We start from the raw sequence: 14255 nt of genomic DNA on the forward strand, positions 1-14255 counted from the left end.
CTTAGACTTAAACGAAAGCATGCAAAGAGCTTAGTGAGGATAAAATTTGTAAAAGGTTAAAACCGGGGGCTAGTTATGGTTAAGAACAATCAACAGCAAGAAAAACCACAAGATTTCGAGCTAATGGAGTTACTTTTTAGTAAGGTAGATTCTTCAACTTCTGATGCAGAGGATTCACTGGATAAATCTTTTGAAGCAAGATATCAGTCATTGGTTGATCAAATACCATCCTATTTACATTCTAGTGAAAAACCTGGCTTTTTTTCTCATCGATTTTTAGGTTCTTTTTCCAGTGTATTAGACACTAGACTTAATGACAAGCTAGGAATAAAAAAATTGCACTTTCGTTTTGAGGAAGCAAGAACTTTAAAGGTTGTAGCAGAAACAGAATCCAGAATACATGTTTTTATTTTCACTGAAGATATAGAAGCTCAACATTCTAAACAAACAAATACTAAGAGTTTTGAATTTACCAAGGGCGAGTTCAAGAGTGTAATGGGTAGAGATTATACTGAATTGGATGCTCGTAAGCTTCAAATTGATGTGATAAAAATTCTAAAAGACAAATATGAGTTAGTAAAAAGCAAACCTAAATCAGACAAAGATGTTAAATCAAAGAAGTTATACTTATATCTGAAAAGGGATGGTGTGTTAGAGTATAAAGCTAAGAATGTATATGGTAATGTTAAAACAATCGAGATTAGTCGTGATCAATTAAAAGGCAAGGTTTTCGATGAAATCAAGCAGTTTCTGAGTAAGTCAGGTAAAGATCTTAGTGATGATGTTAGGAAGGAGTTATCTAGAATGACTTCAGAAAAGGGATATACCTTAAAGAGTGATGGAGAAGATGCAAAAATAAATATTAAGGTGGAAAGTAAAAAGAAGATTGTAGATCAACCCATCAAGCCTACAGTAAAGTTTCAAGAAGTGACAAAAAAGTTAGATAAATCTGTCTATCTGGAAAGTTATATTGAAAAGCTTGCTAGTCCAGATGCAGAAATAGATCAAGTTCAGGATAATCTTAAAGAAATTCTAACTTACATAAAAGAAGTTCATGCTAATTTAAATTTACAAGGCAATGTTTACGGCATTAAGGCTCGTGAAGCTGATCAACATGGCTTTGTAGCAGGAGTATTTGATAATTTTCGATATCGTGATAATACCAAACTCTATCTGGAGCAGTTTGCTGGAGGAGGTTACGCTGATATTGTTTTGCTTGTTCGTGGGCCTAATCGCGCTGTTGATTCAGTTCCAATTCTTATTGAACTTAAGGCTGGAACTGAAGGACAAGTTGATCCAAGTGATGCGCTGAGACAAGCTGAAGATTATATAAAAGGTTTTAGACCAAATAAGATGAGGATTTTAACCAATGCAGATAATGCTATTGCTGTTGGGTTGAATTTAGATAATGCGGAACCGTTTAAAACTGAAGTAAAACCTATAAAACAACCACCAGCTCCTTTGATGGAGGAATTTATCGAACTAGTTGGCGAGTGGGATAATCAATCAATTTCTGAGGAAGTTTTTAAGCGAAAGGTAAAAGATTTGTTATCAAGCGAATACCATACTTTTCCAGCGAATAAAGAAACAAAAGATCATTACTATTTCAGTAGAGATATATTAGGTCAATCAATTTTAATTAACAAGATTGGTCAAGATCAGGGTAACGTGAAAAAATATATATATTCATATAATGAGTATCCGCTAAATTGGCCTCAGGGAACGGAGTACACTTTATCTAAAAGCCCTGTTACAACATTAATATTTGTTCAAGGTAATGAAGGGCAAGAAAACACAGCATTCATTTTTCATATACGAGAGTCCAATACAAAAGAATTCTATGCTGATAAAAAAATTCCAGTGCTGAACATACCTGGAATAGGAGGAGTAGGCAATGTCATAGAAACTAAAATGAGTCTTAAAAAATATGAAACAGGGTTATCTTTTGAAGAACTTTTTGAAATAGAACAGATAAGCAAATATAAACCAAGTAGTGCAGATCAACAATTTGCAGGTAGTTTTCTTAAGATACCTAATTCTGATGAATTGAAGGCAAAACTTGATCAAGCAATCACTTCTCAACATGCTTCTGACGGTGAGGTTTCATTGCAAGCCTATAAAGTGTTGCTTAGTGAAGTGGCAGATACGGTTTACCCTATTAAAGATTTGATTACTAATGAAGCAAGATTGCAAGCTGTGCTTAATGGTTTACTTAGTAGCTACAGTGATTTAAAGCTAAAAGAGACTGCCACAAAACAAGAAGATTCTGCAAAGACTGTAATTATACCTGAATTTCAAGTAGGAGCAGGTGGTCGTGTAGATATGGTAATTCAAGGTATTGGTCCTTCACCTCAGGGTACTAAAGAATATACTCCTATAGCACTGGAATTTAAGCTTATAGATAAAAACTTAAATCAAGATCAGCTGAAACAGGAAGTTGATAAATTAACAAAAGAACAAAATATTAGATATGCTAAAGGGGCAGCACTGAAAGCAATCACAGATAGTGACAAAATGCTTTTCATGGGTGTAGTTGTTAATGTGAAGGCTAAAGACAAAAATTCTTTAATACTAATGAGTGATAAATTTGTTCCTGCTAAAGTAGTCCATAGTTCTGTACTTCTGATTGGTGGTGATAAAGTTATTGATAAACCCAAGGGGAAGCCTTTAGGATTAGTAGAAGAAGTAATACATAAAATCGAATATTCATCTATACAAGAAGAAGATTGGCGGACTTTAGAATCTGCAACAGCAGCAGAACATTATGACTATTGGCTGCAGCAATATGATATAGCTGATATTGCAAGAACAAAATATGGTTATGGAATTGATGGAGCTGACACATTATTTGAAATAGTGGGATCACCAGAACACATAGTCAATCAATTGCAACAGTTTCAAAATAGCGTAAGAGGTGGTGAAAAAAGGCCATTAACTTTAATTGTTAATTTAGATAATAATCACTGGGTTACGTTAATCATTTCCCATCAAAATGGGCAATATGATGGATATTATGCAGACTCATTGGGTAATAATGTTCCAAATAGTATTCGTCAAGTTTTACAAGATGCTCAAATTAACGTTAATGATGTTTATATTACTCAACAAACAGATGGTCACAATTGCGGCTTATGGGCATTGGAAAATGCTAGAGATATTAATGCTGTATTGCAGGAAGGTAGAAGTAACATTCCTAATGAAATACGTAATCGTTTACAAGTTCAAGGAAGAGATGAGAATTATTTTATAGATATGAGGAAAGATGTTTCAGGGGCATTAAGTATAGATCCACAACGTATAGCTAACTTAGAGGCTGTACTTGCTGAAACACAACAACCCAGATCTCACCTAGATGCTTGTATAGGGCGAGGTAGTAGAAGTAAAAGGAGCACTAATAATTGTTTATTTTCAAAAGATGATGTGGAGAAATTTAGTAAAGGAAAGGTAGATGAAAATAATGTAGACAAAATTATAATTGATAGTGAAAAGTTTCTTACTTATGTTAAAAGTGGTCAAGATGAAGGAAAAAATGCTCAGCTAGTAGAGTTTATTGGAGATAAAAGTATTGAAGGTGATCACAGGTACTTACTTGACAAAGTGATTGGAGATCAAGGATACGAGCGCTATATTCAGAATGAGCGTATCAAAGATTTATATAGTGACGTTTTACGGCAAAGCAGTGATTTAACAAAAAACCCGAAATTAAAGAGTAGGTTAATGAATGCTGCAGGTGGAATACAATTAATAAGAGGAATTCATGGTGCTATTGTATCTTGCAAGGATGGAACAGCAACGGATTGTGGATTAAATTTAGGCGGAATAGGATGGTCTTTTGCATCTCAACCAATTGAGAATGTAATGGTTAAAATTGCTCCAAAAGTTGTAACATCAGCTGAAAAGGTTGTGGGAAAAATTATACCAGGTGTTTTAGGTAAACAGACAAAATTTGCTATTCGGGTTGTAGGGGTAAAATTTGGAAGTGCGATAGCAAGAGGTACGGCAGGAGCTATAGCTGGTGTCTTTGATATTGTTGATATAGGGGTGTCAGCAAGTAATCTTGTAGATTGTAAAAAAAGGGAGAATAGTGATAATCCATGTGGAGGGAAAGAAATAAGAGATAATATAGCAACTATATCTTTTTCCACTATATCGTTTGTGTCTGGTGTTGCTCTTACAGCACTTGGTATGCCTGGTGTTGGTATTGCAGTTGGAGTCGCATTGATGGTAGCTTCTGGGGTTTATAGCGGTGTTAGCAATATCGTGGAGTACGAGAAAAAGTATGATACAACCCATGATGAAAATTGGCGTATTTTTTGGCATACATTTGCTTTTCAACCTATACCACAAGATGTACAACATCTTGCAGCAAGAAAGGAAATGGTTAATAGTCTAGCTAAAGGAGTTTGGCACGCTTTAAATAATGACCCTAGTAATGTTGTTGCTTATGGTATTGGTCTTGGAAAAATAAACGGTAATACTCTTCGTCCAGATTATGCAACGACTATGATGAATAGGAAAAATGCCAATACACAAGATCTTTCGCGTGTTATACCTGATTATATTGAAGGTGCTAGCATGATTTGTTTGCCGCACAGTACTAGTCAAGATTACGAAAAGGGTATTAAAAGCTCAGTTCCATCGGCTAAGTACTATTGTGATAATGCAATGGTTATTAGCCATGATAAGAGAGTAAATATGATGCAAAAGGACAAAACAATTATTTATGATTTAAGCAATGTGGACAGAGGTACCATCGTTGGAAGTAACGAGTGGAACAATAATTTTCTAATTGGCTTAGGTACAGCAAACATAACTGGTGGTAGTAAATAGGTTTGTTGTAAATAACGTTGACTTCTCAGGTAAAATTATTGGTGGAAGTAATTCTGTTAATATACTTGATTTGAGCCAATTGAAAGATACAGTTATAGGAGTGAATGTTAACTATCGTTTTAAGCCTAGTGCCTCTGGGTCATTAAAGGCAAGAGTAAATGGTCGTTGGCTAATCGATGATCAAATTGGTAATAATGGCGTTTTTAACTATTACTATGTTGGAAGAAAGAACAAGGTGGATGAGATTTCGTGCATGGGTTACTCTGAACACTTTACAGGAATCGATGATCGTGACGTTATCATAGATAGTAGTGGTGGTTCTAATAAAAATGAGAAAGATGTAGTTGAAAATTGTAAAAAAGTAATTATTTCGCCGTATACTACAGTTAAGGGTGGAAAGAGCAATTATACTTTTTACGTAAAAGCTGCAGACTACAAAGGTAAGGGTTTATATTCAGAAATTGATGTAGATGGAACAGGAACTGTAATTTTTCCGGAAATTGATTTATTAGGTGATTGTGATCAAATAACTTACTCTACAAATAGTAATACTTTATCTTTAAAAATAAATTTTGGTCAAAACAATCAATTTACTCTTGATGTAAAAAATTATGTCGAGCAAAGCAGTAATAAACCTCACTTTGCGCTAATAGACAAAAATGGTAGTAATATTGTTCCTAAGATTGAAAGATCAGACTCATCAACTATAAAAATTACTTCATTTGAATTACATTCAGAACATTCCTTAGATAATTTTGACAATGTTGAAAGTCATTACAAGAAAATTCTAAACAATAACAAGGATTACAAAGTCTTTAGTGTTATCAGAGATAGAGTACAGAATCATGGTAATAGTGCAGTTCCAAATATGGTTTTTGGTTCTCAGGAAGATGATGTAATGAACTTCGATCAAGGTACTATATTTGCGAGAGGAGGAAAAGGAAGTGACGTGTATATTATTGCTGATGGTATAGGTAACAAAGAAATTCAGATTGATAATTATTCAGATGATGAAAAAGCGGATACGCTATTTATGCCAGAGGTTGAAAAAGATTTTTTAGTCCAACAATGTAACTTACATTTAAACTATAATAATACTAGTATTCAAGTAAAAAGCTATCTTCAAGATCGTAATTATAGACATCTCGTAATTATGAATAAAAAAGGAGAAACTTTATCCCTAATATACAGTCAATATCATGTTCTCCCTCTTCTTCGAGAAATGGTAAATTAGTTCCTTTTTTACAGGCTACACAAACTCAGAATATGTTTGTGTTACCTAAAGATTTTCAAGATGATCATGTAGTGATAGATTCCCGTCTTGAAGATATTGAGCGATATAGAAATAAAGATCATCTTTTACTGATAAGGAATAACGAGGTTCCTTTTATAATAAAAGTAGAAAATTTTTATGATAATCAAAGTAAATGGAGAAACGTTAGTTTTTTTCTGTGGAATGATGGTAATTTTTCCCCATATCTTGGCTTACAGCAGGAAGTTAATGGAATAATGGACTATCAAGATAAACTTAAGAGTGATTATGAGAAAACTGTAAAAGAATACACTATAGACTTCACTGAGTCTGTCGATATTACACATAATCAAAATGGTACTTTAAATTCGATAGAGGAAGATGAAAAGCGTATAGGAGTAATGATACTAAAGAATATTACTCCAGATCGGATTAGAGTTTCTAGTAGTAACACAGATTTGGTGTTTTCTGATGAAGTATCCAATCACACAATCAATATAAAAAGTTGGAATAACAATGAATCTTATAGAATTGCTACATTGGAATTTGATCTAGGTTTAGAACCAATAACAATCCGTAGATTAGATAGGTTTAGCTTATCTGAAGTAGGAAAAGTACAATACCTAATTGATAAAGCTTCAGAAAATTATCAAAATAGAAGTAAATATACCCCTAAAGTAGAAAATGACTTTAAATGTTTAATATCAGTTGACGATTTTGAAAGAGAAAATAGAGATCCAGTACATCAATGTCTTGGTTTTCCTTCACTGCAAGACCGGGTTAGCTTTACAGAAGATTCCTGTAGTTTAGAGCAAATTAAGGAACTCAAAAATATAACGTCAAATAGTAATCAGATTTTAACATTGCTTGAAAAGTTAGAAAATAACCTTTTGCTGAATGGTTATGATTCAAACATAATAGATCAGTGCAATAAGTGGATGATAACTTCAGGATTGGGGGTATTGAAACCATTGGTAAGCACAGCAGTTTATGAAGGTAAATGGAATGAAGTTAAAACTCTTCTTGATAAAACTGCTAAAAAAAGTAAGGCTGATGTCGAACATAAAAGTCAGTGTTCACAAGAATGGACGCCTCTGCATTATGCCGTTTACAACGGTAATGTGAAATTAAGCGAAAGTATATTAAAATCATTTTTAGAGAAGAAAGGTGACATTAATGCCTTAACTAGTTGCAATAATGATAATTGGGCGCTTTTACACTATGCTGTTCATTACGGCAATCTTGATATGGTTAGCTTTCTTATAGATAAAGGTGCTAATATTGAAATTAGAAGTAAGGAGGGTAAGACACCCCTGTATTTGGCTGTTGAAGAAGCCAAGCAAAATATAATTAATCTTCTTCTTGATAGAGGTGCTGATATCGAGGCTAAAAACAACGATGGTAGAACACCTCTATATTTAGCCGCTTACAATAATGACTCAGGTGTAATTGAACTTCTTTGTAACAGGATCAAGACTAAAAGTAATGATGCATTTAAAATGATAAAACAGGTTGAATTTTTAAAGAAGGAAGTTGTTGACCAAGCAAATATTCCATCTAACGCAAAAAGGTCGGTAGAGTTTTGTATAAGTAGTTTAAGAGGTTCGATAAAAAGTTCAGCGAAAAAGGTGCTAAAGGATGGTATGCTGCATAGTCGTAGTGCTTCGACCATTGAACCTATAGATAAGGTTTATAATTTTGATGAAAGGTTGTTTAATGAAGCAATTAAGGAAGCTGTAAATGACACATACGCAGGTGTAGGTATAGAAGGAATATTAAAGTTTATAGGCAGTCACAATTATATTGGTCAGTTTATTCCAGGTTACATAGCTGTGTTTGACAAAATACCAGAGAATGATGGTGCAATATTTAAATTAGCTTACTCTATTAGAGAGACCATGAAAATGCCTAGGGTCAATTCAGAAGAGAAATCTGATCTTGAAAAGCTAAAAAACAAATTACCAGAATCAGTGAGAAATGCAGTATTTTCTTCAGAGGTATGTATTAAAAATGTTGAGTATGGAAGGTACTTGTATTCACCTAATGATTATTCTAAGTTCCAATTTGACAGTGACAGGCGGTACGTCTTTACCTGGCCTTCAATGGTAGGAAAAGATGGTAAATGGAAGGTTGAGCTTGACGGTGATAATGTGTGTCTAAAGAATGTTAAGTATGGAAGGTACTTGTATTCACCTAATGATTATTCTAAGTTCCAATTTGACAGTGACAGGCGGTACGTCTTTACCTGGCCTTCAATGGTAGGAAAAGATGGTAAATGGAAGGTTGAGCTTGACGGTGATAATGTGTATCTAAAGAATGTTAAGTATGGAAGGTACTTATATTCACCTAATAGTGCTTCTACTTTCCAAGTTAACAATAACAGGCGGTATGTGTTTACCTGGCCTTCAAATGAAGAGGGTGGTCAATTTAAGTGGAAAATTGAAAATTGTGGATCTACTCGCAAGAGACGTAGCATACGAGAATTAAATGGTTATAATCAAACTGTAGTGGACTATCAGTTAATATTAACTGAAGAAAATAGTCAGCAAATAGCAAGTAGAATATCTGCTATAGTTGAAGATGTTGAAAGGCATACCTTTTTAAATCAGTCAAAAAATAAGTTAGATTTAGATAGTTATTTAAATAATAGAGGGAGAAGCAACGCTGCCGATTCTATGAGGAGAGATGTATGTAGTGAACTCAATGCAAGTGGGAGAAAAAATATTATTCTAAGCGGAAACAATGTATGTGCAATTACTTCAGGTCATGAAACACTTGATATCGAAAATTTCCCTATTCAAGAGATAGTCATTAATGATGATGTCAATGGAAAGAAAAGTTTAAGAAGTATATTAGATTTACGTCAGTTGGTAAAGCAAGTAGATAGGGATTTGAGTATAAAACCGATACCAACGGTTATTAAAGACAAAAGTCATTTATTAATTAAGTTATCTATATCAGCTACCGGCTTGCAAGAAGATATAATAACAATCAGGCTGAAAAATGCACTTGTAAATAGGTGGTATAAAAAATTACAAATTATTTTTGATAATGCACCGATGGAAATAGACAATAGTCTATATTTAAAGCCTTCACTTTTAATCTCTGACAAAAGAATCATTGTAGTAACGCCTCAGGAAGTAGAAGAAAAGAATAAGCTGTTTATATCTAAAAAAGCAGGTCAATATAGTTATCTTCACGATAACTATGACTTGATAGTTACCAATGCCTTTAATACTGATATAGCTGATATAGAGGCAAGTGAGTTGTGTATTATACGTTTTAAAGATTTCTATAAAGAACCTAAAATGGAAACATTATCTATAAAATTTGCTGACAAAGAAATATTATTAAGTAACGAAATAGATAAAATACGTAATTCAGGTAGTATTGATGAATTAAATAATGTGAGTTCTATTATTAATTCACAAAAGAGTTTTATACATTTAGATGTTTCAAACAGTGGAGACATAAATGCTCAAGGTAAACTTGGTAGGACATCTTTGCATCTTGCTTCCGGAGCGGGTGAATTTGATAAGGTCAAATTTCTTCTTGACAGAGGTGCTAATACCGAAGTTCAAGACGAGTTTGGTTACACACCAATATTTCTTGCTACTCAATCAGGTAAATGGAGCATAGTAAGACTCTTACTTGATAAAGGTGCTAATATTGATGCTCAAGATAAGGAAGATCAAACACTTTTACACTTTGCTGCATCAGGAAATAATTTAGACATGATCCAATTCCTTCTTGATAGAGGTGCTAATATTGAAGTTCAAGATGATTTTGGTTACACGCCAATACTTTATGCTGCTCAATCAGGTAAATGGGATGTGGTCAAACTTCTTATTAGTAACGGCGCTAAATTTAATAATGAAACAACGGTTCAAGGAACACCTTTACATTTTGCTGTTCAAGAGGCTAATTTGAATATGGTTAGATTTCTTCTTGATGAAGGTGCTGACATTGAATCTCAAGACAAAGATAATAAAAAGCCTTTGCATCTTGCTGTTGATGCGAACAGGTTGAGTGTAGTCAAACTTCTTCTTGATAGGGGAGCTAATGTCAACGTTACAGATATGTATGGCAAAACGCCTTTAGACTTAGCTACTGAAGAAGATGTGATAGAAGTTTTGGAGAAAGCACGGTTGGATCAAGGATTGTTAATTAATGCAAGGGATGGTAATCTTGATAAAGTAAAAGATCTTATCGCTCGAGGTGCAAATTTAGAAACTAAAGACAATAATGATAATACTACTCTACATAATGCTTGTAGTAATGGTCACTTAAAGGTAGTAGAATATCTCATCAAAAAGGGAGCTAGTTTAAAGGCTAAAAATAAAGACAATAAAACACCTTTAGAGTTGGCTGATCACAAGGGTTACATAAATATAGTAGAAATGATAAAGCAGATACAATCAGGATTAGATGAAGAATTGTTGTCTGCGGTGAAAAATGGTGATCCTAATAAAGTTGATGATCTTGTTAGCCATGGTGCTAGCTTGGAGGTGAAAGATAGCAATGGTAACACTCTTTTACATTATGCTTCTCAAAATGGTCATTTAAAAGTAGTAGAATATCTTATCGAAAAGGGAGCTAGCTTAAAGGCTAAAAATAAAGATGGTAACACACCTTTAGACTTGGCTGTTAAAGAAAATATAAAAGAATTTTTGAAAAAAGCACAGTCAGGTTTAAATAAAGAATTGTTGGCTGTAGCAAACGGTGATGATCTTAATAGAGTCAAGGCTCTTGTTAACCAAGGTGCTAGTTTAGAAGCTAAAGATAACAGTAATAATACTCCTTTACATAACGCTTGTAATAATGGTGATGTAAAAGTAGTAGAATATCTTGTCGAAGAGGGAGCTAGCTTAAAGGCTAAAAACAAAGATGGTGAAGCACCTTTACACGTAGCTGTTCAACATGATGGTACACTTGAAGTGATTGAGTTTATTTTGAACAGAGATCTTAGTGGTATTAATGATATAACTAATGACGGTAGAACGCCTTTACATTTAGCTATACAAGGAAATAAACCAAATACGGTTGAACTCCTCCTCAGGAAAGGTGCGAGTATTGCAGTTAAAGATAAAAACGGTAAAACATCTCTAGATCTGGCTAAAAAAGAAGATTACACAAATATAGTAGAAATGATAGAAGAAGTACAATCAGCTTTAGATGAAAAGCTATTGACTGCAGTACAGAATGGCGATCTTGATGCAGTTAAGGATTTGACTAATCAGAATGCTAATGTTAATGCTAGAGATAAGTACAGTTGGACACCACTACATTGGGCTGCATTTAAGGATCGTTTAGAAGTTGCAGAGTTTTTGGTAAAGAAAGGTGCTGATATCAATGCTGAAGATAAAGGTCCTTATGGTAAAAAGCCTATACATGTCGCTGCTGAGAATGATAGTAAAGATATTATAGAGTTTTTTCTTAGCAAAGGAGTAGGTATTGATGATACTGACAAGCAAGTTTATACACCACTACACTATGCAGTATTGAGAAGAAGCTTAGAGGTTGCTGATCTTCTAATTAATAAGAAGGCTAATGTTAATTCTGTAATTAAAGGTACTGATGGTAAAACACTTCTGCATTTTATTGTTGAAAAAGGAGATATTGGTATGGTTGAAATTTTCCTTCGTGGAGGTGCTAACATTGAAGTTAAAGATACTGATGAATGGACACCTATATATTCTGCTGCTAGTTATAATAAACTTAATATAGTTGAGTTTCTCTTTAATAATGGAGCTAATATTAACACCAAAGACAAATATGGTAATACACTTCTACACGTAGCTGCCAGATACAGCAGTGAACTCAGGATAGTTGAATTTTTTTTAGACAAAAATACTAATAATATGGGAAGTGTAAACAATATTGGTAGGACACCTTTACATGAAGCTGTAGAAGGAAATAAATTAAATACAGTTAAATTTCTCCTCGGTAGAGGTGCTGATATTGAAGTTCAGGATATTTTCGGCGAAACACCTTTGGTCATGGCTACTCGAGCAGGTTACACAAATATAGTTGAAGCTTTAGAACACCCAGAATTAGTCCTAGAGAGACAATTGTTCACAGAAATAGGACTGAGAGATAGTATAGGTGATCGTGATAGAATTAAAGGTCTTATTAACCGCGGTGCTAACATTGATGCCAAGAACAAGTATGGAAATACACTACTGTATTTAGCTGTTAAAATAGGTGATGATGGTGGAGCTCTTTTCCTTCTTGAAAATGGTGCTAGTACTGAAGTTAAAAGTGGGGAATTTTATGAAACTCCTTTACATGTAGCAGTTGAATACTGCAGGCCATATGTAGTGAAGTTACTTCTCAATTATGGTGCAAATGGTGTGCCGTAGAGATACAAAGAATGTTCAAGTAAGAGCAAACTAAGTGCAAAAGCTGCACAGTAGATGAGGGTAGGTCCCTCGGAGCCGGTTTACAAGAGCAGGCTTCAAACAACCATAAGCTGCTTTGGTAAAGAGCCAAGGTAGTGAGCGTTATGGAAAAGGCATAATTATATGTCATGTAAGGAATAGAGAGATGAACGAAAGTGAACCACTGATGAAGTGTCGAAACCTTTTAAATGACGTCAAAACCAGGGGGTCGTTTGTAACCTGGGATAAATCTATCGGGAGCTTGTTTACTGGATAGATGGCGTCCGGCATAAAGGTGGCATGAATCCATTTCAGGCTATTGTGTGGAACTACGGGAACCTGTCGTTTCGATGATAAGGGAGAAATCCAAGGAGCTAAACTCTAAGGATGAGAGTACCGATGCGAAAAACAGGGGCGGATCAGCTCGTAGTAGTGAAGAAGTTTCTGTAATGGAAATCGAGAGAAGGGGCTGAGTTATTTAGTTTTAATGATTTATCAACCGAAAGGGAGGAGTTAATGAGTAAAACAAAGTCTTTTGATATATCAAAGCAACTTATTTGGAGAGCTTATAAACAAGTATCGAAAAATAAAGGTGCTGCTGGTGTGGATGAGGTTTCGATAACAAAGGTTGAAGAAAATCTAAAAGATAATCTGTACAAACTATGGAATAGGATGTCATCCGGAAGTTATTTTCCAGAGCCGGTAAAAGCTGTTGCGATACCAAAAGATACAGGAGGGCAAAGAATTTTATGTGTTCCTTCAGTATTCGACAGGATAGGGCAAACGGCTGCTGCTATGTATCTAGAGCCGCTGGTAGAACCAAAATTTCATGAGGATTCATATGGTTATAGACCAAATAAGTCTGCACTGGATGCGGTAGATACAGCTCGTAAAAGATGCTGGAGGTACGATTGGACGATAGATCTTGATATATCTGGATTTTTCGACAATTTGGACCACGGCTTGGCATTGCAAGCTATCAAAAAGCACACAGACTGCAAATGGGTCATACTGTATGTTGAGAGGTGGATGAAAGCCCCCATTCAGCAAGCAGATGGCAGTAAGGTAGTTAGGGATAAAGGAGTTCCGCAAGGAGGTTCAGTTAGCCCAATCATCTCTAATATATTCATGCATCATGTGTTTGATATATGGATGAAAAAGAACTACCCGACGGTACCATTTGAGAGGTATGTGGATGATGCGATAGTGCACTGCAGAACAGAGAAACAGGCAGAGTTTGTGAAAGTAATGATCGAAGAAAGATTGGCTGAGTATAAGTTGAAATTACATCCTGAAAAGACACAGATAGTGTACTGTAAGGATGACAATAGGAGTGGTGGATTTCCTAAACAAAGTTTTGATTTTCTGGGTTACACATTCAGACCCAGGTTAGCAAGAAATAAAATAGGGAAATATTTTGTCTCATTTCTCCCAGCAATTAGCAACAAGGCCAAGAAAAAGATTACTACAACCATAAGGTCATGGAAAATGCTACGAAATACGCATATAACATTAGAGGAGATGTCAGGAAAAGTAAATCCAATAGTCAGAGGCTGGTATCAGTACTATGGCAAATTTTACAGAACTGAAGTATACAAATCTCTAAAGAATATAGAGCGGCATCTAGAAAAGTGGGTGAAAAGGAAATATAAGAGACTCAGGAGTCACGGAAGACTAGCAAGACAATTTCTAGGAAAGGTGAGAAAGAGGTCTCCGGATATTTTCTATCACTGGACACTAGGGTTAGGCCAAAAGGCTGAATAATGGAAGCTGTATAAATCAAGAGGTTTACG

General features: G+C 34.7%; 5 protein-coding genes. All 5 read left to right on the forward strand.

Annotated features, from left to right (window positions below):
• Positions 1-75: 75 nt before the first annotated feature.
• The 5 genes from ACJZL3_RS02055 to ltrA all read left to right on the forward strand — a co-directional run bounded on the left by ACJZL3_RS02055 (position 76) and on the right by ltrA (position 14226).
• On the forward strand, positions 76-4830 hold the full coding sequence (locus ACJZL3_RS02055; protein WP_419198879.1) for a hypothetical protein: 4755 nt from the start codon (positions 76-78) through the stop codon (positions 4828-4830).
• Positions 4817-6064: a hypothetical protein gene (locus ACJZL3_RS02060; protein WP_419198880.1), complete on the forward strand. Its 1248-nt coding sequence runs from the start codon at positions 4817-4819 to the stop codon at positions 6062-6064. Before ACJZL3_RS02055 ends, ACJZL3_RS02060 begins: the two co-directional genes overlap by 14 nt.
• 32 nt (positions 6065-6096) lie before the next feature.
• Positions 6097-12444, forward strand: coding sequence for an ankyrin repeat domain-containing protein (locus tag ACJZL3_RS02065; RefSeq protein ID WP_419198881.1), 6348 nt, complete (start codon positions 6097-6099; stop codon positions 12442-12444).
• Between the two features lie 368 nt (positions 12445-12812).
• Complete coding sequence (locus ACJZL3_RS02070) at positions 12813-12935, forward strand: hypothetical protein (RefSeq protein ID WP_419198602.1); 123 nt, start codon at positions 12813-12815, stop codon at positions 12933-12935.
• A gap of 43 nt (positions 12936-12978) precedes the next feature.
• Positions 12979-14226, forward strand: a complete 1248-nt coding sequence (ltrA, locus tag ACJZL3_RS02075; RefSeq protein ID WP_419198601.1) for a group II intron reverse transcriptase/maturase — start codon at positions 12979-12981, stop codon at positions 14224-14226.
• The last annotated feature ends 29 nt before the right edge of the window (positions 14227-14255 follow it).

The sequence above is a fragment of the Wolbachia endosymbiont of Rhagoletis cingulata genome (assembly GCF_048537655.1).
Taxonomy (GTDB): Bacteria; Pseudomonadota; Alphaproteobacteria; order Rickettsiales; family Anaplasmataceae; genus Wolbachia; species Wolbachia pipientis.

Excerpts from the sequence above, each read along its gene's own strand:
- ltrA (WP_419198601.1), top strand. The coding sequence starts at position 12,979 with ATGAGTAAAACAAAGTCTTTTGATATATCAAAGCAACTTATTTGGAGA.
- ACJZL3_RS02070 (WP_419198602.1), top strand. The coding sequence starts at position 12,813 with ATGATAAGGGAGAAATCCAAGGAGCTAAACTCTAAGGATGAGAGTACC.
- ACJZL3_RS02055 (WP_419198879.1), top strand. The coding sequence starts at position 76 with ATGGTTAAGAACAATCAACAGCAAGAAAAACCACAAGATTTCGAGCTA.
- ACJZL3_RS02065 (WP_419198881.1), top strand. The coding sequence starts at position 6,097 with ATGTTTGTGTTACCTAAAGATTTTCAAGATGATCATGTAGTGATAGAT.